Raw genomic sequence first — 19743 nt, 5'->3', positions numbered from 1 at the left:
GCACCATCCACCGACTGGCCCACAATGACCCGGTGAACGACCTCGCTCTGCTCCTCACCCCCGAAGGCCGCGCCCTCCTCGACGAGGTCCGCGACACCGAGCCCGCTCAGGAGCTGGCCATGGCCACCCGGCTGCGCCGCGACCACCCGGCCGACCTGGTCTCCGCCGCGCTCGGCCAGGCCCGGCTGCGGCAGCGGGCGGTGGCGAAGTTCGGGGCCGAGGACGCCGGGCGCATGTTGTTCACGCCCAACGGCGTCGAGCAGTCGACGCGGGCCTCCGTGGCGGCGTACCGGGCCGGGCGGCTGAAGGAGCTGGGCGTGACCTCCGTCGCCGATCTGTGCTGCGGGATCGGCGGGGACGCCATCGCGCTGGCGCGGGCCGGAATCCGGGTGCTGGCCGTGGACCGGGACCCGCTGACGGCGGCGGTGGCCCGGGCGAACGCCGAGACGCTGGGACTGGCCGGCCTGATCGAGGTGCGGGAGGCCGACGTCACGGAGGTGGACACGGCCGGGTACGACGCGGTGTTCGTGGACCCCGCGCGCCGGGGCGGGCAGTCGCGAGGGGCCGCGCGCAGCGCGTCGGTGAGGGGTGGTGGCCGGGTGACGGGCGGGCGCGTCTTCGACCCGGAGGCGTACTCGCCGCCGCTGTCCTGGGCGGTCGAGACGGCCCTGAAGGCCCCCCGGGCCGCGCTGAAGATCGCCCCGGGCATCCCGCACGAGGTGATCCCGGCCGCTGCCGAGGCCGAGTGGATCTCCGACGGCGGGGACGTGAAGGAGGCGGTGCTGTGGTTCGGGACCGGGGCTCCGGGCGCCGTGCGGGCCACGCTGCTGCCGGGCCCGCGCAGGCTGCTCGGGCGCGGGCTGCCCGATCCCGGGGTCCGGCCGGTGGGGCGGTACCTGTACGAGCCGGACGGCGCCGTGATCCGCGCGCACCTGGTCGCGGAGGTGGCCGAGGAGGTCGGCGGCGGGCTCGTCGACCCGACCATCGCGTACGTCACCGCCGACGAGGCCCGGCCCACGCCGTACGCCACCGCCTACGAGATCACCGACCAGCTCCCGTTCAACGTGAAGAAGCTGAAGGCCCTGCTGCGCGAGCGCGAGGTCGGCACGCTGACCGTGAAGAAGCGCGGCTCGGCGGTCGAGCCGGAGGAACTGCGCCGGAAGGTGAAACCCCAGGGGCCGCACGCGGCCACCGTCTTCCTCACCCGCGTCGCCGGGGCGCCGACGATGCTGATCGGCCGTCCGCTGGGCTGACGCTCAGCCGCACGCACGCGCCCTGCACAGCAACCGTCTTCCTCACCCGCGTCGCCCGGGCGCCGACGATGCTGATCGGCCGTCCGCTGGGCTGACGCTCAGCCGCACGCACGCGCCCTGCGCAGCAACCCTCTTCCTCACCCGCGTCGCCCGGGCGCCGACGATGCTGATCGGCCGTCCGCTGGGCTGACGCTCAGCCGCACGCACGCGCCCTGCACAGCAACCCTCTTCCTCACCCGCGTCGCCCGGGCGCCGACGATGCTGATCGGCCGTCCGCTGGGCTGACGCTCAGCCGCACGCACGCGCCCTGCGCAGCAGCAGCTGCCGTTCCCTCGCGTTGTGGGTCAGGGCCGCCGCCCGGAGGAACTCCTCGCGGGCCTCGGCGGTGCGCCCGAGGCGGGAGAGGAGGTCGCCGCGGACGCTGGGCAACAGGTGGTAGCCGCGCAGCGCGGGCGCGGCGGCCAGGGCGTCCACCAGTTCCAGGGCCGCCGCCGGGCCGTCGGCCATCGACACGGCGACCGCGCGGTTCAGCTCGACCACCGGGGACGGCGCGCGGACGGCCAGCAGGCCGTACAGGGTGGCGATGGCGCGCCAGTCCGTCTCCTCGTACGTGTACGCGCGCGCGTGGCAGGCGGCGATGGCCGCCTGGAGGGCGTACGGGCCCGGGGGGCCGCTCGCGGTGGCCTCGGCGCGCTCCAGGGCCCGGACCCCGCGCGCGATGAGCATGCGGTTCCAGCGGCGGCGGTCCTGGTCCCTCAGCAGCACCGGTGTGCCGTCGGGGCCGGTGCGGGCGGTCGCGCGGGACGCCTGGAACTCCAGCAGCGCCGTCAGGCCGTGCACCTCGGGCTCCTTGGGCATCAGCGCGGACAGCACCCGGGCCAGCCGCAGCGCGTCCTCGCACAGGCCGGGGCGCAGCCAGTCCTCGCCGGCGGTGGCCGCGTAACCCTCGTTGAAGATCAGGTAGATGACGTCCAGCACGGAGCCGAGGCGGGCCTCGCGGTCAGGGCCGTACGGCACCTCGAAGGCGACATTCCGCTTCGCCAGGGTGCGCTTGGCGCGGACGATCCGCTGGGCGATCGTCGGCTCCGGGACCAGGTAGGCCCGGGCGATCTCGGCCGTGGTCAGTCCGCCGAGCAGGCGCAGGGTGAGCGCGGTGCGGGCCTCCGGGGACAGCACCGGGTGGCAGGCGGTGAAGACCAGCCGGAGCAGGTCGTCGTCGATGTCGTCCGGGTCGGCCGGTTCGTCGTACGACGGCGGGGCCGTCTCCAGGTCGCGGCCGATCTCGGCGAGTTTGCGGGCGTAGGTCTCACGGCGCCGGACCAGGTCGACGGCCCGGTGCCGGGCGGTGGCCATGAGCCAGGCGCCGGGGTTGTCCGGCACCCCGTCCAGCGGCCACCGCTCCAGGGCGGCGACCAGGGCGTCCTGCGCCAGTTCCTCGGCGATGCCGACGTCCCGGACGATCCGGGCGACGCCGGCGATCACCCGGGGCGACTCCAGACGGAAGACGGTCTCGATGGCGTGCGCCGTGGCGGGCTGTGTCGGCTGTGTCTCCACAGCCCACCATGCAACACCCTGGACGGCGGCGGGCCAAACGGGCTCAGCCCTCGGCGATCTCCCGCAGCTCGCAGGCGAACTGCCACTCCGGGCCGTGGATCTTCAGGAAGCGCTGGGTCCACTCCAGCGCCTCCGCCCGGTCCTTGCACTGCATGAGCGCGTAGCCGCCGACGACCTCCTTGGACTCGGTGAACGGACCGTCGGTCACGGACACCTTCGCGCCGTCCCAGTCCAGCCGGACGGCCTCGGCGGACGGGGTGAGCCCGGCGGTGTCGAGCAGGACACCGGCCTTGGTCATCTCCTCGATCAGCTCGCCCATCCGCTGCATCAGCTCGGCGCTGGGGCCCCCTGCGGGGCCGGCGGACTCGTCGATGCGCACGAGCGACAGGTAGCGGGGCATGGTGACTCCTTCGGTCGGGGCGGCGGGTCCGTTCCCCGCCGCTCACCCCTTGCGTCGAACGGGAGACACCCGGATCGACACGCTCACGGAAAAATCTCCGGGATTTTTTCCCCCGCCCCGTCACCCGCAGCCCCGTCACGGGCCAGGCCGCGCGGGCCGCCCCAGACCACGACCGCGTCGGAGCGCGCGGAGCCGGTGCCGACGACGAGGTCCGCGTAGCCGTCGCCGTCCAGGTCGCCCATGGAGACCTGGAGCCCGAAGGGGTGACGAGCCCGCCCGGGCCTGGCCGCCGACCGTGGCGTTGGGGGCGCCGATCGCCAGGTCGGCGCAGCCGTCGCCGTCGAAGTCGTCGCGGACGGGAGCGGCGCTCCCCGACGGGGCGGCGGACGCGGCCGGGACGGTGAATCCCAGGGCGGTCAGGCCCAGGGTCACCGGGAGCACCCAACAGGCGTGCGAACGTGGGCGGAACAGCGCAGAACCCCCTGGCCTACGGCTGTTCGGTCACCGCCGCAGACCCATGCTTCACCCGGAAGGTCGTACGGCTCAGCGCAGGGACGCCCAGAGGTCGCCCGCCGCCGGTTCCTCGGCGACGACCCGGTTGGGGTCGGAGGGTGCCGTGACGACCGGCATGGTCACCGTCCGCACCCGGTCGGCGGTCAGTCCCTCCAGGCTCCGGCCGAGGCTCACCAGCTCGTTCAGGGAGTTCAGGCCGGTGTCGGTGGTGAGGCTGGTGGTGACGGCGTCGGCGACCTGGTACAGCCGGGCCGGGTCGGAGAGCAGGCCGGCGCCGGACATCTGCTCCAGCAGGGCCTTGACCAGCGTCTGCTGGAGCCCTATGCGGCCCAGGTCGCTGCCGTCGCCTATGCCGTGCCGGGTGCGGGCGAGGGCGAGGGCCTGCTTGCCGTCGAGGTGGTGAGTGCCGGCCTTGAGGTGCAGATGGCTCTTGTCGTCGTCGATGTCCTGGCCGGTGGTGACGTCGACCCCACCGAGCGCGTCGACCAGCTTGGCGAAGCCGGAGAAGTCGATCTCCAGGTAGTGGTCCATGCGGACGCCGGTGAGGGACTCGACGGTCTTCACCGCGCACACCGGGCCGCCCACCGCGTAGGCGCTGTTGAACATGGCGCCGTACGCCGGTGCCGTGCTGCCGCCGGAGGAGAGCGGGCAGGACGGGCGGGTGACGAGGGTGTCGCGCGGGATGCTGACGACGGTGGCCTTCGTCCGGCCCGCGTCGATGTGCACGACCATCGCGGTGTCGGACCGGGCTCCGCCGCTGTCGCCGCCGCCCAGTTCCTGGTTGTCCTTGCCGCTGCGCGAGTCCGAGCCGAGGACCAGGATGTTGAGGGAGCCGGAGGGCAGCGGGGAGGCGCTGGCGGACGGGGCGACCACGGCCCTGGCCGGACGGTCGTCGCCGAGTGCGCTGTTGATGTCGACGGTTCTGATGTTGTGGTCGAGATGCCAGTAGGCCCAGCCCGCCGCCGCCGCGCCGAGCACCAGGGTGCCCGTCAGAGTGAGGCCGACGATCTTCAGCGCTCTCGATCGCCGGCCCACCGGTCTGCCTGCGTCGCCTTGCTCCTCGTGTCGCGTCACGACAGGAACGTAAGTCCGAATTATTAGGGGACTGTTAGCGGAAGCCGTCCGAGTCGGTTTTCTTCGGGAATTCTCATCCAAGCGTCACTGTGGGTACCGGACTGCCGCCGGCGTCGCCGTGGAGGAACGCACCACCAGGCTCGTCGCCAGCTCCACCCGGGTCGCCGCCCGCTCCTCCCGCTCGCGCCCCAGCTCCAGCACCAGCCGGGCCGCGGCCTCGGCCATCTCGGTCAGCGGCTGCCGTACGGTCGTCAGCGGCGGGCCGACCCAGCGGGCCACCGGCAGATCGTCGAAGCCGACCACGCTGAGGTCCTCCGGGATGCGCAGGCCCAGCTCGCGGGCGGCCTCGTACAGGCCGAGCGCCTGTAGGTCGTTGCCCGCGAAGACGGCGGTGGGCCGGTCCGGGCGGCGCAGCAGCTCCAGGCCCAGGCGGTAGCCGGCGTCGTGGTGGAAGTCGCCGGCCACGACGAGAGAGGGGTCGACGGGCAGCCCGGCCGTCTCCAGGGCGGCACGGTAGCCGTCGACCCGGGCGCGGCTGCACATCATCCGGGACGGGCCGCTGATCGCGCCGATCCGGGTGTGGCCGAGTTCCACCAGGTGGCGGGTGGCGGCGAGACCGCCCTGCCAGTTGGTGGCACCGATGGACGGCACGTCCGGGCCCGGGTCGCCGGCCGGGTCCATCACCACGAACGGGATGGAGCGGCTGGTCAGCAGCGCCCGCTGGGACTCGTCGAGCCCGGAGAGCACCAGCACCACGCCGTGCGGGCGGCGGGCGGCGACCTGGTCGGCCCAGGTTCGCCCGGGGGTGAGCCGGCCGGCCGACTCGGACAGGACCACGCTCAGCCCGGCGTCCCGGGCGACGTTCTCCACGCCCCGGATGACCTCCATCGCCCAGGCGCTCTCCAGCTCGTGGAAGACCAGGTCGATCAGGGGCGAGCGGGAGGCCTCGGCGCGGCGGCGCCGGTAGCCGTAGGCACGCAGCAGTTCCTCGACGCGGGTGCGGGTCGCGGGGGCGACATCGGCCCGGCCGTTGAGGACCTTCGAAACAGTCGGAGCGGAGACCCCCGCCTCACGGGCGATCTCGGCGAGGGTCGCCGTCTGCGTTTCTGCGGGCTTCGAGGGCTTCATGCCCGCGATCGTATCCCCGCCGGACCGCTTGACGAAGCCCTCGGCTCACGACGACCCCATCGGAACATTCGAAGGATTTAGCGAAACATTCGCTCACATCTCGGGGAAACGCGAACACCCCGCCTCCGGTGACCCGGGGGCGGGGTGTCGAGTGGAGCGCCGGGCAGGCCTTGCACCTGCATCTCCCCGCAGGAAGCGGGGCGTCTTTCCTTGGACCACCAACGCACTGCGTCCGAACCGGTGTTCCGGCCGTTCGCTGTGTGATGATCATAGCGCAGTCGGGGCCGTTTCCCCAACCTCACCCCTCCGCCACCGCCTCGAACCGCCACCGGTGCACGGCCCGGTTCACCAACTCCGCATCCGGCTCGGGCAGTTCGGGGAGCGGAGCGTCGTACGGCGCGTCCCACCACGTGATGACCAGCACCCGGTCCTGCGGCGCCCGGAAGGTCTCCCGGCGCAACGGCTCGGCGGCGAGGGGCTGTTCGCGCACCCAGGCCAGCAGGTCCGCGCCCCGGCCCTCGGCCGCCCGGGCCTCCCACATCAGGGCGACGGTCACGAGTAGAGGTTCTCCTTGCTGACCTCGTGCACATGGTCGTGGCCGGGCACGTGCGGGTCGGTCACCGGCAGGGAGGAGTCCGCCGACAGGTCCCAGCTGGACGCGGCCCGGCCCCGGGCGACCATCTCGGCGCCGAGCGCGGCCACCATCGCGCCGTTGTCCGTGCACAGCTTGGGGCGCGGCACACGCAGGCGGATGCCGGCCGCCTCGCAGCGCTCCTGGGCGAGGGCGCGCAGCCGGGAGTTGGCCGCCACACCGCCGCCGATCATCAGGTGGTCCACGCCCTCGTCCTTGCAGGCGCGGACGGCCTTGCGGGTCAGCACGTCGACCACGGCCTCCTGGAAGGAGGCGGCCACATCGCGGACCGGGACCTCCTCGCCGGCCGCCCGCCTGGCCTCGATCCAGCGGGCCACGGCCGTCTTCAGGCCGGAGAAGGAGAAGTCGTACGCCGGGTCGCGCGGGCCGGTCAGGCCGCGCGGGAAGGCGATGGCCTCCGGGTCGCCCTCCCTGGCGTACCGGTCGATGACCGGGCCGCCGGGAAAGCCGAGGTTCAGCACGCGGGCGATCTTGTCGAAGGCCTCGCCGGCCGCGTCGTCGATGGTCGAGCCCATCGGCCGGACGTCCGACGTGATGTCCGTCGAGAGCAGCAGCGAGGAGTGGCCGCCGGAGACCAGCAGGGCCATCGTCGGCTCGGGCAGCGGGCCGTGCTCCAGCTGGTCCACGCAGATGTGCGAGGCCAGGTGGTTGACGCCGTACAGGGGCTTGCCGAGCGCGTAGGCGTACGCCTTGGCCGCCGAGACGCCGACGAGCAGGGCGCCCGCGAGGCCGGGGCCCGCGGTGACCGCGACGCCGTCCAGGTCCTTGGCGCTGACCCCCGCCTCCTTCAGCGCGCGGTCGATGGTCGGGACCATCGCCTCCAGGTGCGCCCGGGACGCCACCTCCGGCACGACACCGCCGAAGCGGGCGTGCTCGTCGACGCTGGAGGCGACGGCGTCCGCCAGCAGGGTGGTGCCGCGGACGATGCCGACGCCGGTCTCGTCGCAGGAGGTCTCGATGCCGAGGACGAGAGGTTCGTCAGTCATTGATATCGGTTCCTTGTACTGAGGCGGAGCCCGCGGCGGTGCCGGTGCCGGGTTCCGTGGTCAGGCGCATCACCAGGGCGTCCACATTGCCCGGCTGGTAGTAGCCGCGCCGGAAGCCGATGGGGGTGAAGCCGAAGCGCTCGTAGAGCTTCTGGGCGGCGAGGTTGTCCACCCGGCATTCGAGCATCACCTCGTGGCACTCGAACGCGGTCGCCGCGCGCAGCAGCTCGGTCAGCAGGCGGGCCCCGAGGCCGGTGCCCTGGTGGTCGCGGGCGACGGCGATGGTCTGTACGTCGGCCAGGTCACCGGCGGCGGCCAGGCCCGCGTACCCGACGATCCGGCCGTCGGCGGACTCGGCGACGAGATAGCACCGGGTGGCCTCGGGGCCCCGGGAGTGGGCCAGCTCGGACCAGAACATGCCCCGGGACCAGGCGTCCTCGGGGAACAGGTCCCGCTCCAGCTCCAGGACCGGGTCGATGTCCCACCAGCGCATCTCGCGCAGTCGGGGGAGTGCCGGCTGTGTCACTTGGGGGTGACCACCTTGTAGTTCTTGGGGACCTGGGCGTCCGGCCTGCGCAGGTACAGCGGCCGGGGCGCCGGGAGTTCCTCGCCCGCGGCCAGCTTCTCCACCGCGAGCGAGGCGAGGGCGGCGGCGGACACGTGCTCGGGCTCGTGGGCGCGCGGGAACGTGTCCGGGTAGAGCAGCGCGCCCGCGCCGACCGCCGGGAGGTCCGCGACCTGCTCGGCGATGTCGGCCGGGCGGTCGACGGCCGGGCCGGTCAGCCGGGTCCGGGAGTCGGCGTACGTGGCCCAGTAGACCTCCTTGCGCCGGGCGTCGGTCGCCACGACGAAGGGGCCCTTCTCGATGTCGGCGGCGTAGGCCAGCCCGTCGAGCGTGCACACGCCGTGCACCGGGACGCCGAGCGCGAGGCCGAAGGTGTCGGCGGTCATCAGGCCGACGCGCAGGCCGGTGTAGGGGCCGGGCCCGGTGCCGACGACGATCCCGGTGACGGCCTCCAGTTTCAGTCCGGCCTCGGCGAGGACCCGGTCGACGGCCGGCAGCAGCAGCTCTCCGTGCCGGCGCGCGTCCACCTGGCTCGACGAGGCGATGACGTCGGTGCCGTCGTGCAGGGCGACGGTGACGGCGGGTGTTGCGGTATCCAGAGCGAGCAAGAGCACGCGAACAGCCTACGGCGCCCGCGCCGCCCGCAGGGTCGTCCGGGACGGACGGTCACCGACTGCTACGGTCTGTACGAAGTACGACATATGCACCATGTGACGGCACGAGGCAGAGGTGGCGCAGGTGGCAGGGACCAGCTCGGGGATCGTGGCCGCCCTCACCGCGGCGGCGCTGGGAACGGTCGGCTTCCTCGCCTACCGGGCCCAGGCGACCGTCCCGCCGGGCCTGGGCGCGGGGCCGGCGGCACACGCGACGCCCACCTCCAAGGCGCCCCGGGACCGGCACAACCCGACCGCCCTGCCGAGCGGCTCCGGAACGGGTGAACGGGTCGTGTACTCGGTGGACGACGACCGGGTCTGGCTGGTCACCCCCGGGAACCGGGTGCAGCGCACCTTCCCGGTGCGGCCGGGCAGCGTCGACCCGCCGGCCGGCACGTACTGGGTCACGTCCCGCTCCAGCACGGCCACCGGCACCGACAGCATCCCCATCGAGCACGTGGTGCGGTTCACCAGCGTGGACGGGGTGGCCATCGGGTTCAGCGCGGCGGTGGACAGCGCTGCGGCGGGGATGACCGGCGACTCCAGCGTGAAGACCGGGGGTATCCGGGAGACGCGGGCGGACGGGAACGCGATGTGGAACTTCGCGACGATCGGGGTGAAGGTCGTCGTCATCCGCTAGGCGTCGTGGCGGGGCGCGTCGTCGGGCGTCCGCGGGTTGGTCGTGGCTGGTCGCGCCCACGCGGCGGCAGCCGCGTGTTCGACACGGCCCCGCGCGCCTTCGGGGCGCGCTTCCGGGGCCCGGGGTGGACGGGAGACCGCTTTCGCCGCCTCGCACGACGCCAGCAGTTGGTGCATGGATACCGGTTGCACCGCGGCCATGGACGCCTCCTGACGCGCGGGGGCGGTGTACTTAGGTATGCCTAAGTACGGGGTGGCTCCCATGTGACCACGCCCGGGGCGCCCTGCGCAATAGTTGCCGACGGCTTGTCGGAATGTGTCGGCGGGCTCAGCCGGACAGCGTCTCCAGGCCCGTGTCGGACCAGCGTTCGCCCAGACCGGTGACGGTCACGTGCCGTACCTCGTCCGTGGTGTCGCCGACCGCGCGGTGGATGACCACCTGGAGGCGGTCCTCGGTCAGCTCCTCGACCTTGCCCTCGCCCCACTCCACGACGATCACCGAGTCGGGCAGCGAGACGTCGAGGTCCAGGTCCTCCATCTCGTCCAGGCCGCCGGAGAGCCGGTAGGCGTCGACGTGCACCAGGGGCGGGCCGTCACCGAGGGACGGGTGCACCCGGGCGATCACGAAGGTCGGCGAGGTGACCGCGCCGCGCACGCCCAGGCCCTCACCGAGCCCGCGGGCCAGCGTGGTCTTGCCCGCGCCCAGCTCCCCGGTGAGCATCACGAGGTCGCCCGCGCGCAGCAGCTTGGCCAGTCGGCGGCCCAGCTCGCGCATCTGTTCCGGGGAGGTGACGGTCAGCTGGGTCTCAGCGGGGTTGTGCGGTGCTGCTGGTGCTTCCATAGCCACTTACGGTAGCCCCTGCGGGCACCGCGCCCGCGCGCGTGAGCAGGTCGGCGAGGCGGTCGGTGACCACTTCCGGGTGCTCCAGCATCACCAGGTGCCCCGCGTCCGGCACGAGCACCAGCTCGGCGTCGGGCAGCAGGTCGGCGATGGCCTCGCTGTGCTCGCTCGGCGTGACCAGGTCCTGGACGCCGGCCAGCACGAGCACCGGCATGTCCTGGAAGCAGGCGAGCGCCTCGGTCTTGTCGTGGTCGGTGAAGGCCGGGTAGAACTCGGCGACCACGTCGATCGGGGTCGACTCGATCATCCGCTCGGCGAAGCGTTCCACGGCCGGGTCGACGTCCCGGCCCGCGAACGAGTACCGCTTGATGATCCCGGCGAACAGGTCGGCGGTGGCCCGGCGCCCCTTCTCCACCAGCTCCGCCTGCTGCCCGAGCGCCCTCAGCACGCCGGGGAGGATGCGGCGGACCGCGTTGACGCCGGCCACCGGCAGCCCGAAGTTGACCTCGCCGAGCCGCCCGGACGACGTTCCCACGAAGGCGGTGGCGACGACCCGGTCCCGGATCAGCTCGGGATACTGCGCGGCGAGGGCCATCATGGTCATGCCGCCCATCGAGTGACCGACCAGCACCAGGGGCCCGTCCGGTACGGCGGCGTCGAGCACGGCCTTCAGATCGCGGCCGAGCTGGTCGATGGTGAGGGGCACCCGGTCCCGGATCTGGGCCAGGCCCCGCCCGGACCGCCCGTGGCTGCGCTGGTCCCAGTGCACGGTCCGCACGACCCCGCGCAGGGCCGCCCGCTGGAAGTGCCAGGAGTCCTGGCTGAGGCAGTAGCCGTGGCAGAAGACGACGGTGACCGGGGCGGGCGCCTTGCGGCCGAAGAGGCGGCGCCGGCGCGGCGAGACGTTCGGGCCGGCCTCGGGCTCGGCCTCGTCGACCTCGTAGTACAGCTCGGTGCCGTCGTCGGCGTACGCCTTGCCGGGGGTGCCGCGCAGGGTGCCGTACGGGCCCGCCGAGTCCAGCGCCAGCCGGGCCTTGCGGCGCATCCCGCGCCCCACCGTCATCCGCTCGATGGCGACACCGGCCGCCGCCCCCGCGGCGAGCACGCCTATCGCGGCACCGGCGATGCCGGTCGCCCTGCGCCAGCTCCCGGCCGCCCCCGCGGCGGAGGCGGCGGCCGCCGAGGCGACGACGTCCGCCACGACCTCCGCGCTGGTCTCGCTCACGTACCGCTCCTCTTCGCCGTACTACAGTTCGCCTGGGTGCCGCCGCGGAACGGGTTACCCGACTTCTTGCCCGTTCACATGAATGCGCTCACATGGACGCGTTCACCTGTACGCGTTCACACAGTCCGGTTCACACAGTCCCGTTCACACAGTCCCGTTCACATAGACGCGGGGAACGCGCGTTCCGATGCGCGTGACGATCTCGTACGCGATCGTGCCGCAGGCCTGCGCCCAGTCCTCGGCCGTGGGCTCACCGCGGTCACCGGGCCCGAACAGCACGGCCTCGCTGCCCACCGGGGGCTCGTCGCCGCCCAGGTCCACGACGAACTGGTCCATGGCGACCCGCCCGGCGATCGTCCGCCACTTGCCGCCGACCAGCACCGGGCCGGTGCCCGAGGCGTGCCGCGGAATGCCGTCCGCGTAGCCGACCGGCACCAGGCCGAGCGTCGTCTCGCCGGGGGTGACGTAGTGATGGCCGTAACTGACACCGTGTCCGGCCGGGGTGCGCTTGACCAGGGCCAGCGAGGCGCTGAGCGTCATCACCGGGCGCAGCCCGAAGTCCGCCGGGGCGCCCAGCTCCGGGCTGGGTGAGACGCCGTACATGGCGATGCCCGTGCGGACCAGGTCGAAGTGGGACTCGGGCACGGTGAGGGTGGCCGGCGAGTTGGCGATGTGCCGCACCTCGGGCCGTACGCCCTGTCCCTCGGCGTACGCCAGCATCTCCCGGAACCGGGTGAGCTGAGCGGCGATGGAGGGGTGCCCCGGCTCGTCGGCGCAGGCGAAGTGGGACCACAGTCCGGTGATCCGGACCAGCCCCTCGGCCTCCGCGCGCAGGGCGGCGCCGACCAGCTCGGACCAGTCCTCGCCCGGCTGGCAGCCGTTGCGTCCGAGGCCGGTGTCGGCCTTGAGCTGCACGCGTGCGGGGCGTCCCGCCGCCCGGGCGGCCTCGACGGCCTCCCGCAGGGCCCACGTGCCGCTCAGCGAGACGTCGATGTCCGCCTCGATCGCCTGCCGCCAGGGCCCGCCCGGCACCCACAGCCAGCACAGGACGCGGCCCGGCAGCCCGGCCGCGCGCAGCGCGAGGGCCTCCTCGGCCGTCGCCGTGCCGAGCCAGCTCGCGCCCGCCGCGAGAGCGGCGCGGGCGCACGGCACGGCGCCGTGGCCGTATCCGTCGGACTTGACGACGGCCATCACGGCGGCGCCCTCGGCCCGGGCGCGCAGGGCCCGCACATTGGCGCGCAGGGCGCCCAGATCGATCTCGGCGCGGGCGCGCAGGGCGGCGGTCGGCACAGCTGCTGTCTCACTCATCGCGCCCCCAGTCTCTCAGAGCCGTCCCGCGCGGGGCGTGGGCCGGGTCGGTCCCGCCGTCGGACCTCCGGCCGTCACCGGGCTGCGGGGGCGTGGAAGCCGGCCGCGCCCGCGCGGCGGCAGCCGCATGTCCGCTACGGCCCCACGCCCCTTCGGGGCGCTCCCCGCCACCCCCCCTCAGCCCCGTACATCCCTCCACGCCTCCGGGATGCGTGACGCCACGTCATGCGCTCCCGTCGGTGCGCCCTCGGCGGCGAAACGGCCCGCGAGGCCGTGGAGGTACGCCGCCACGCTCCCCGCGTCCACCGCCGCCAACCCCGCCGCCAGCAGGGAACCTGACAGCCCGGACAGCACGTCCCCGCTCCCTGCCGTGGCCAGCCACGGCGTCCCCGTGGCGTTCACCCGCACCGGCCCGCCCGCGAAGTCGGCGACCAGTGTGGTCGACCCCTTCAGCAGCACGGTCGCCCGGTACACCGCCGCCAGCTCCCGCACCGCGGCCAGCCGGGCGCCCTCGACCTCCTCCCGCCGCACCCCGAGCAACGCGGCGGCCTCCCCCGCGTGCGGGGTCATCAGCGTCGGCGCCGTACGCCGCCGCACCGCGTCCCGGTCGGCCAGCCGCAGCCCGTCCGCGTCCAGCAGCACCGGCACGTCCGCCTCCAGCACCTCGGCGACGGTGGCGGCGTCGTCCCCGGCCCCGGGCCCGACCACCCAGGCCTGCACCCGCCCGGCCTTCGCGGGCCCGTCGTCGGAGACGAGGGTCTCCGGGAAGCGGGCGATGACCGCGTCCCCGGCCGGCCCGACGTACCGTACGGCGCCGGCCCCGCCCCGCAGCGCGCCCGACACCGCCAGCACGGCCGCCCCCGGATAGCGCGCCGAGCCCGCGGCGATCCCGACGACCCCGCGCCGGTACTTGTCGCTCTCCCCCGTCGGCACCGGCAACAGCCGGGCCACGTCGGCGTGTTGCAGGGCCTCCAGCTCGGCGTCGGCGGGCGGCGGCTCCAGCCCGATGTCGACGAGCCGTACCACCCCGGCGTACTCCCGCGCGGGATCGATCAGCAGCCCGGGCTTGTACGCGCCGAAGGTGACGGTCAGGTCGGCCCGGAGCGCGGCCCCCCGCACCTCCCCGGTGTCCGCGTCGACGCCGCTGGGCAGGTCCACGGCGACGACGGCGGCCCGGGACCGCGCCACCACCCCGGCGAGCCGCTCGGCGTCCGACCGCAGCCCGCCCTTGCCGCCGATCCCGACGATCCCGTCCACCACCAGGTCGGCCCGCAGGATCAGCTCCTCCAAGGAGGCCGTGGTGCCGGCGGAGGCGACCGTGCCGCCCGCCCGCCGCAGGGCCGCCAGCCCCCCGCCGTGGGCCCGTCCGGGCGTCAGCGGGACGGCCGTCACCCCCGCGCCGCGCCGGGCCAGCCGGGCCCCCGCGTACAGGGCGTCCCCGCCGTTGTCCCCGCTGCCGACGAGCAGCACCACCCGGCTGCCGTACACCCGCCCGAGCAGTTCGGCGCAGGCGGCGGCCAGCCCGGCGGCGGCCCGCTGCATCAGCGCGCCCTCCGGCAGCCGTGCCATCAACGCCTGCTCGGCGGCCCTTACCGTCTCCACGCTGTACGCAGTACGCATGGCACCGAGTCTGCCCCGTAACCCCCACCGTCCACACCCGGGCGCGGGACCGGTCAGCCCTCGGCGACCACCACGGCCGAGGCCACGCCCGCGTCATGACTGAGCGACACATGCCAGGCCCGCACGCCCAGCTCGGCGGCCCGCGCGGCCACGGTCCCCTTCACCCGCAGCCGTGGCTGCCCGGTGTCCTCCACGTACACCTCGGCATCGGTCCACTGCAAACCCGGCGGGGCGCCCAGCGCCTTCGCCAGCGCCTCCTTGGCGGCGAACCGGGCCGCGAGCGAGGCGATGCCGCGCCGGTCCCCGCTGGGCAGCAGCAACTCCCGTTCCACGAACAGCCGGTCGGCCAGGCCCGGCGTCCGCTCCAGGGACGCCCGGAACCGGTCGATCTCGGCGACGTCGATGCCCACCCCGATGATGCTCATGCCGAGCACCCTACGACCCCGGTGACCAGGGACACGACGACACCACGTCAGGCCCCGGGCGCCACGCGGCGTCCGGAGTGCGCGCTCTACGCTTCCGGCATGACCTCGTCGCATGCCTATCTCTCCGACCTCTTCTCCCTGGACGGCCGTGTCGCCGTGGTGACCGGAGGCAGTTCCGGTATCGGGCGGGCCGTCGCCGGGGCGCTGGCCCGGGCCGGGGCGAGCGTGGTGATCGTGGCGCGGAGGAAGACGGAACTGGTCGCGACCGTGGACGAGTTGGCGGCGGACGGCTGCCGGGCGGCCTGGGTCAGCGGTGACCTGGGCACCCGGGACGGCGTGCGCGCGGCGGCCGAGGAGGCCGCGGCCGTCTTCGGGGAACCCGACATCCTCGTCAACTCCGCCGGGATCAACCTCCGGCCGCCGATGGACGAGTTGGGCGAGGACGTCTGGGACACCACCATGGCGGTGAACCTGGAGGCGCCCTTCCTGCTCGGGCAGCGGTTCGGCCCCGGTATGGCCGAGCGGGGCTTCGGACGGATCATCCACATCACCTCCCAGCAGGCGCACCGCGCCTTCGTGCAGAGCGGCGCCTACGGCGTCTCCAAGGGAGGCCTGGAGTCCCTGGCCCGCTCCCAGGCCGAGGCCTGGTCCCCGCACGGCGTCACCTGCAACACCCTCGTGCCGGGCTTCGTGCTGACCCCGCTCAACAGGCGGTTGCAGGCCGACCCCGAGAAGGTGGCGGCCCTGGCCGCGCGCACGATGGTCGGCCGCAACGGCCTCGCCGAGGACTTCGCGGGCGCGGCCGTGTTCCTGGCCGGCCGCGCCTCCGCCTACCTCACGGGCCAGTCGATCCACGTGGACGGCGGCTTCTCCGTCCACTGACCGGCCGGCCCCCTCCGATCGGCGGGCCCCTTACTCCACCGTCACCGACTTGGCCAGGTTGCGGGGCTGGTCCACCTCGTTGCCCCGGGCCGTGGCCAGCTCGCAGGCGAAGACCTGGAGCGGGACGGTGGCCACCAGCGGCTGGAGCAGCGTGGGGGTGGCCGGGATGCGGATCAGGTGGTCGGCGTACGGGACGACCGCCTCGTCCCCCTCCTCCGCGATCACGATCGTGCGCGCGCCCCGCGCCCTGATCTCCTGGATGTTGGAGACGATCTTGTCGTGCAGGACCGACCGGCCGCGCGGGGACGGGACGACGACGACCACCGGCACGTCCTCCTCGATCAGCGCGATCGGGCCGTGCTTCAGCTCGCCGGCGGCGAAGCCCTCGGCGTGCATGTACGCCAGTTCCTTCAGCTTGAGCGCGCCTTCGAGGGCCACCGGGTAGCCCACGTGCCGGCCGAGGAACAGCACCGTGTCCTTGTCGGCCAGCGTCCGCGCCAGCGCCCGTACCGGCTCCATGGTCTCCAGGACCCGCTCGACCTCCTCGGAGATGCGGGAGAGGTCCTTGATGACCGCCTGGATCTCGTCGCCCCACTTGGTGCCCCGCACCTGGCCCAGGTACAGCGCGACCAGGTAGCAGGCGACCAGTTGGGTCAGGAACGCCTTGGTGGAGGCGACGGCGACCTCCGGGCCCGCGTGCGTGTACAGCACCGCGTCGGACTCGCGTGGGATCGTCGAGCCGTTGGTGTTGCAGATCGCCAGCACCTTCGAGCCCTGCTCGCGGGCGTGCCGGAGCGCCATCAGGGTGTCCATGGTCTCGCCGGACTGGGAGATGGCGATCACCAGCGACCGCCCGTCCAGGATCGGGTCCCGGTAGCGGAACTCACTGGCCAGCTCGACTTCGCACGGGATGCGCGTCCAGTGCTCGATGGCGTACTTGGCGATCAGGCCCGCGTGGAAGGCCGTACCGCACGCCACGATGACGACCTTGTCGATCTCGCGCAGCTCGGAGGGGCTGATCCGCACCTCGTCCAGGGTCAGCGAGCCGGACGGGTCGATGCGCCCGAGCAGCGTGTCGGCGACCGCCTTGGGCTGTTCGGCGATCTCCTTGAGCATGAAATAGTCATAACCCCCCTTTTCGGCCGCCGAGGCGTCCCAGTCCACGTGGTAGGAGCGGACCTCGGCCGGGCGGCCGTCGAAGCCCGTCACCGTGACGCCGTCGCGCCGCAGCTCCACCACCTGGTCCTGGCCCAGCTCGATCGCCGAGCGCGTGTGGGCGATGAACGCGGCGACGTCGGAGGCCAGGAACGCCTCACCCTCTCCAACGCCCGCCACCAGCGGCGAGTTCCGGCGGGCGCCGACCACCACGTCCGGATCGTCGGCGTGCACGGCGACCAGCGTGAACGCGCCCTCCAGCCGCCGGCACACCAGCCGCATCGCCTCGGCGAGGTCGGCGGTCGCCGAGAACTCCTCGGCCAGCAGATGGGCGACGACCTCGGTGTCCGTCTCGGAGTTCAGCTCATGGCCCCGCTCGGCCAGTTCGGCGCGCAGCACGGCGAAGTTCTCGATGATGCCGTTGTGGACCACCGCGACCCGGCCCGCGTTGTCCAGGTGCGGGTGCGCGTTGCCGTCCGTGGGGCCGCCGTGCGTGGCCCAGCGCGTGTGGCCGATGCCGGTCGAGCCGGTCGGCAGCGGCCGTTCGACCAGTTCCTTCTCCAGGTTGACCAGCTTCCCGGCCTTCTTCGCGGCGGCCAGCCCGCCGTCCGCCAGTACGGCGACACCCGCCGAGTCGTACCCCCGGTACTCCAGCCGCTTCAGCCCGGCCATCACGACATCGAGCGCCGACTGAGACCCTACGTATCCCACGATTCCGCACATGAGCGGCAGCCTACGGGCCAACAACGATCAGAAACGGCCTCCGCCTGCCCGAAATCGGAAATTCCCACCGTCGTACGAAGACCCCCGACGGCCCCGACGGCATGCGTGACGGACCCCACCCGCCGTGCCGTTCAAACTCCGTTAACAATGGACTGTGATCTCACCGGTCTCCTCGATGCCCCGGAGCGCCCACCGGCACAGGCCGGAGGCGACTCCCTACGTCGATCTCACCCGTGCCGAGTGGAGCGCGCTGCGCGACAAGACACCGCTGCCGCTCACCGCCGAGGAGGTGGAGAAGCTCCGCGGCCTCGGCGACGTCATCGACCTGGACGAGGTCCGGGACATCTACCTCCCGCTCTCCCGGCTCCTCAACCTCTACGTCGGCGCCACGGACGGCCTCCGGGGCGCGCTGAACACCTTCCTCGGGGAGAAGGGCTCCCAGTCCGGCACCCCGTTCGTCATAGGTGTCGCCGGCTCGGTCGCCGTGGGCAAGTCCACGGTCGCCCGTCTCCTCCAGGCCCTGCTCTCCCGCTGGCCCGAGCACCCGCGCGTGGAGCTGGTCACGACGGACGGCTTCCTGCTGCCCACCCGGGAGTTGGAGGCGCGCGGCCTGATGTCGCGCAAGGGATTCCCCGAGTCCTACGACCGCCGGGCCCTCACCCGTTTCGTCGCCGACATCAAGGCCGGCAAGGGGGAGGTGTCCGCGCCGGTCTACTCGCACCTCATCTACGACATCGTGCCCGGCGAGAAGCTCACCGTCCGCCGCCCGGACATCCTGATCGTGGAGGGCCTGAACGTCCTCCAGCCCGCTCTGCCCGGCAAGGACGGCCGCACCCGGGTGGGTCTCGCCGACTACTTCGACTTCAGCGTGTACGTCGACGCGAGCGTCGACGACATCGAGAGCTGGTACCTCAGCCGCTTCAAGAAGCTGCGGCAGACGGCGTTCCAGAACCCGAACTCGTACTTCCGCAAGTACACCCAGGTCTCCGAGGAGGAGGCCCTGGACTACGCCCGCACGCTCTGGCGCACCATCAACAAACCCAACCTGGTCGAGAACATCGCCCCGACCCGCGGCCGGGCCGGCCTCATCCTCCGCAAGGGCCAGGACCACAAGGTCCAGCGCCTCAGACTCCGCAAGCTGTAGCGGTACCTGTTAGATGGGCGCCATGCTGCATCTGCGCCTGATCACCCCCGCGGAGCGGACCGACGAGGTGGTCCGTCTGATCGAGACGACGGTCGGCACCACTCACCTGGTGGTGCTGCCCGGCGCCGCCCGCGACCCCGCCGGAGACGTCGTCCTGTGCGACGTGGCCCGCGAGGCGGGCGACGAACTCATCGCCGGGCTACGGCGCCTCGGCCTGGACGACACCGGCTCGATCGCCATGGAGACCATCGACCTCTCCCTGTCCCGGCGGGCCGACCGGGCCGAGGAGGAGGCGCCGGGCGAGGGCGCGGACGCGGTGCTGTGGGAGGGCCTGACGGAGGCCACCCACGAGGAGTCGACGCTGTCGGTCACCTACGTGGCGTTCATCACCCTGGCCACGATGATCGCGGCCTGCGGTGTCGTGCTGGACAACGCGATCCTGATCGTGGGCGCGATGGCGGTGGGACCCGAGTTCGGCCCGCTCGCCGGCATCTGCACGGCACTCGTGCGACGCCGTCCGCGCCTGGCGTGGCGCTCGCTGACCGCGCTGCTGGTGGGCTTCGCCGTGGCGATGGCGGTGACGGTCGGCTTCGCCCTGTTCATGGACGCCATCGGGCTCTTCCACCGGTCGGGCCTGGAGGGCGAGCGCCCCAACACGGCCTTCGTGTACGCCCCCGACGCCTTCTCGCTCATCGTGGCGGTCCTCGCCGGCGTCGCCGGCACGCTGTCCCTGACCTCCGCCAAGTCGGGCGCGCTGGTGGGCGTCGCGATCTCGGTGACCACGGTCCCGGCCGCCGCCAACGCGGCCGTGGCGCTGGCCTACGGCGACACGTCCCAGACGAGCGGCTCTACGGCCCAGCTCCTGCTGAACCTGCTGGGCATCATCCTGGCGGGAACGCTCACCCTGCTGACGCAGAAGTGCTTCTGGGCGAAGCAACGGCAGCGTCCCCGCTGAGGGCGACGGAACCAACCAAGGGGCGCGGGGAACTGCGCGATCAGCCAC

General features: G+C 73.3%; 19 protein-coding genes and 2 pseudogenes. 5 read left to right on the top strand and 16 right to left on the bottom strand.

The genetic code is table 11. The features are described 5' to 3' along the window. Window positions 1-32 precede the first annotated feature (32 nt). Window positions 33-1253, top strand: a complete 1221-nt coding sequence (locus ACZ4WH_RS01115; protein WP_468174951.1) for a class I SAM-dependent methyltransferase — start codon at window positions 33-35, stop codon at window positions 1251-1253. 288 nt (window positions 1254-1541) lie between these two features. On the opposite strand, the gene ACZ4WH_RS01110 is transcribed toward ACZ4WH_RS01115, so the two are convergent. The 10 genes and pseudogenes from ACZ4WH_RS01110 to tsaB form a co-directional block, all read right to left on the bottom strand. Further along, window positions 1542-2807: an RNA polymerase sigma factor gene (locus ACZ4WH_RS01110; RefSeq protein ID WP_468174948.1), complete on the bottom strand. Its 1266-nt coding sequence runs from the start codon at window positions 2805-2807 to the stop codon at window positions 1542-1544. Between the two features lie 43 nt (window positions 2808-2850). Further along, the gene (locus ACZ4WH_RS01105; RefSeq protein WP_468174945.1) at window positions 2851-3207 is read right to left on the bottom strand and encodes a YciI family protein; all 357 of its coding nucleotides are present in this window, start codon (window positions 3205-3207) and stop codon (window positions 2851-2853) included. Window positions 3208-3290: 83 nt separating this feature from the next. Next, a pseudogene (locus tag ACZ4WH_RS01100) lies at window positions 3291-3455 on the bottom strand (VCBS repeat-containing protein); the annotation flags it as partial. 34 nt (window positions 3456-3489) lie between these two features. Beyond that, window positions 3490-3639: pseudogene (locus tag ACZ4WH_RS01095) on the bottom strand (FG-GAP repeat protein); the annotation flags it as partial. Between the two features lie 111 nt (window positions 3640-3750). Next, on the bottom strand, window positions 3751-4794 hold the full coding sequence (locus ACZ4WH_RS01090) for an LCP family protein (RefSeq protein ID WP_468174942.1): 1044 nt from the start codon (window positions 4792-4794) through the stop codon (window positions 3751-3753). A gap of 84 nt (window positions 4795-4878) precedes the next feature. After that, complete coding sequence (locus ACZ4WH_RS01085) at window positions 4879-5922, bottom strand: LacI family DNA-binding transcriptional regulator (RefSeq protein WP_468174939.1); 1044 nt, start codon at window positions 5920-5922, stop codon at window positions 4879-4881. 298 nt (window positions 5923-6220) lie between these two features. Beyond that, window positions 6221-6478, bottom strand: a complete 258-nt coding sequence (locus ACZ4WH_RS01080) for a hypothetical protein (protein ID WP_468174936.1) — start codon at window positions 6476-6478, stop codon at window positions 6221-6223. Beyond that, window positions 6475-7560: a tRNA (adenosine(37)-N6)-threonylcarbamoyltransferase complex transferase subunit TsaD gene (gene tsaD / locus ACZ4WH_RS01075; RefSeq protein ID WP_468174933.1), complete on the bottom strand. Its 1086-nt coding sequence runs from the start codon at window positions 7558-7560 to the stop codon at window positions 6475-6477. Before tsaD ends, ACZ4WH_RS01080 begins: the two co-directional genes overlap by 4 nt. Beyond that, window positions 7553-8053 (bottom strand): ribosomal protein S18-alanine N-acetyltransferase, encoded by a 501-nt coding sequence (rimI, locus tag ACZ4WH_RS01070; RefSeq protein ID WP_468175540.1) that lies wholly within the window; start codon window positions 8051-8053, stop codon window positions 7553-7555. The genes tsaD and rimI overlap by 8 nt, the downstream gene beginning before the upstream one ends. Window positions 8054-8082: 29 nt before the next feature. Beyond that, window positions 8083-8739, bottom strand: a complete 657-nt coding sequence (tsaB, locus tag ACZ4WH_RS01065) for a tRNA (adenosine(37)-N6)-threonylcarbamoyltransferase complex dimerization subunit type 1 TsaB (protein WP_468174930.1) — start codon at window positions 8737-8739, stop codon at window positions 8083-8085. Between the two features lie 124 nt (window positions 8740-8863). Between tsaB and ACZ4WH_RS01060 the strand changes: the two genes are divergently transcribed. Then, window positions 8864-9418 carry a hypothetical protein gene (locus tag ACZ4WH_RS01060; RefSeq protein ID WP_468174927.1) on the top strand — a complete coding sequence of 185 codons (555 nt, stop codon included), beginning with the start codon at window positions 8864-8866 and terminating at the stop codon, window positions 9416-9418. 327 nt (window positions 9419-9745) lie between these two features. Here ACZ4WH_RS01060 and tsaE read toward each other — a convergent pair whose 3' ends face one another. The 5 genes from tsaE to ACZ4WH_RS01035 all read right to left on the bottom strand — a co-directional run bounded on the left by tsaE (window position 9746) and on the right by ACZ4WH_RS01035 (window position 14836). Further along, window positions 9746-10258, bottom strand: a complete 513-nt coding sequence (gene tsaE, locus ACZ4WH_RS01055; RefSeq protein ID WP_468174924.1) for a tRNA (adenosine(37)-N6)-threonylcarbamoyltransferase complex ATPase subunit type 1 TsaE — start codon at window positions 10256-10258, stop codon at window positions 9746-9748. Then, window positions 10224-11483, bottom strand: coding sequence for an alpha/beta fold hydrolase (locus tag ACZ4WH_RS01050; protein ID WP_468174921.1), 1260 nt, complete (start codon window positions 11481-11483; stop codon window positions 10224-10226). Before ACZ4WH_RS01050 ends, tsaE begins: the two co-directional genes overlap by 35 nt. Before the next feature lie 144 nt (window positions 11484-11627). Then, on the bottom strand, window positions 11628-12791 hold the full coding sequence (gene alr / locus ACZ4WH_RS01045; protein WP_468174918.1) for an alanine racemase: 1164 nt from the start codon (window positions 12789-12791) through the stop codon (window positions 11628-11630). Between the two features lie 177 nt (window positions 12792-12968). Then, window positions 12969-14411 carry an NAD(P)H-hydrate dehydratase gene (locus tag ACZ4WH_RS01040; protein ID WP_468174915.1) on the bottom strand — a complete coding sequence of 481 codons (1443 nt, stop codon included), beginning with the start codon at window positions 14409-14411 and terminating at the stop codon, window positions 12969-12971. 53 nt (window positions 14412-14464) lie between these two features. Then, window positions 14465-14836: a holo-ACP synthase gene (locus ACZ4WH_RS01035; protein ID WP_103812811.1), complete on the bottom strand. Its 372-nt coding sequence runs from the start codon at window positions 14834-14836 to the stop codon at window positions 14465-14467. 99 nt (window positions 14837-14935) lie between these two features. Here ACZ4WH_RS01035 and ACZ4WH_RS01030 point away from each other — a divergent pair, with 99 nt between their 5' ends. Continuing rightward, complete coding sequence (locus tag ACZ4WH_RS01030) at window positions 14936-15718, top strand: SDR family NAD(P)-dependent oxidoreductase (RefSeq protein WP_468174911.1); 783 nt, start codon at window positions 14936-14938, stop codon at window positions 15716-15718. Window positions 15719-15748: 30 nt separating this feature from the next. Here the strand turns inward: ACZ4WH_RS01030 and glmS are convergent, their stop codons facing one another. Then, window positions 15749-17596, bottom strand: coding sequence for a glutamine--fructose-6-phosphate transaminase (isomerizing) (gene glmS, locus ACZ4WH_RS01025; protein ID WP_468174908.1), 1848 nt, complete (start codon window positions 17594-17596; stop codon window positions 15749-15751). A 175-nt stretch (window positions 17597-17771) separates the two neighbouring features. On the opposite strand from glmS, the gene coaA reads away from it, so the two are divergent. Continuing rightward, window positions 17772-18740 carry a type I pantothenate kinase gene (coaA, locus tag ACZ4WH_RS01020; RefSeq protein ID WP_468175537.1) on the top strand — a complete coding sequence of 323 codons (969 nt, stop codon included), beginning with the start codon at window positions 17772-17774 and terminating at the stop codon, window positions 18738-18740. Between the two features lie 22 nt (window positions 18741-18762). Further along, window positions 18763-19695: a DUF389 domain-containing protein gene (locus ACZ4WH_RS01015; protein ID WP_468174905.1), complete on the top strand. Its 933-nt coding sequence runs from the start codon at window positions 18763-18765 to the stop codon at window positions 19693-19695. Window positions 19696-19743 lie beyond the last annotated feature (48 nt).

It is taken from the genome of Streptomyces sp. NPDC029138 (genome assembly GCF_055564375.1).
Note: the sequence above shows the minus strand (reverse complement) of the source record. Positions and strands in the feature narration are given on the sequence as shown.

Bases quoted from the DNA above. Each gene is read 5' to 3' on its own strand.
- tsaE (WP_468174924.1), bottom strand. From the start codon at position 10,258: ATGGAAGCACCAGCAGCACCGCACAACCCCGCTGAGACCCAGCTGACC.
- ACZ4WH_RS01030 (WP_468174911.1), top strand. From the start codon at position 14,936: ATGACCTCGTCGCATGCCTATCTCTCCGACCTCTTCTCCCTGGACGGC.
- ACZ4WH_RS01085 (WP_468174939.1), bottom strand. From the start codon at position 5,922: ATGAAGCCCTCGAAGCCCGCAGAAACGCAGACGGCGACCCTCGCCGAG.
- ACZ4WH_RS01040 (WP_468174915.1), bottom strand. From the start codon at position 14,411: ATGCGTACTGCGTACAGCGTGGAGACGGTAAGGGCCGCCGAGCAGGCG.
- tsaD (WP_468174933.1), bottom strand. From the start codon at position 7,560: ATGACTGACGAACCTCTCGTCCTCGGCATCGAGACCTCCTGCGACGAG.
- glmS (WP_468174908.1), bottom strand. From the start codon at position 17,596: ATGTGCGGAATCGTGGGATACGTAGGGTCTCAGTCGGCGCTCGATGTC.
- alr (WP_468174918.1), bottom strand. From the start codon at position 12,791: ATGAGTGAGACAGCAGCTGTGCCGACCGCCGCCCTGCGCGCCCGCGCC.
- coaA (WP_468175537.1), top strand. From the start codon at position 17,772: ATGCCCCGGAGCGCCCACCGGCACAGGCCGGAGGCGACTCCCTACGTC.
- ACZ4WH_RS01015 (WP_468174905.1), top strand. From the start codon at position 18,763: ATGCTGCATCTGCGCCTGATCACCCCCGCGGAGCGGACCGACGAGGTG.
- ACZ4WH_RS01105 (WP_468174945.1), bottom strand. From the start codon at position 3,207: ATGCCCCGCTACCTGTCGCTCGTGCGCATCGACGAGTCCGCCGGCCCC.
- ACZ4WH_RS01035 (WP_103812811.1), bottom strand. From the start codon at position 14,836: ATGAGCATCATCGGGGTGGGCATCGACGTCGCCGAGATCGACCGGTTC.
- rimI (WP_468175540.1), bottom strand. From the start codon at position 8,053: ATGCGCTGGTGGGACATCGACCCGGTCCTGGAGCTGGAGCGGGACCTG.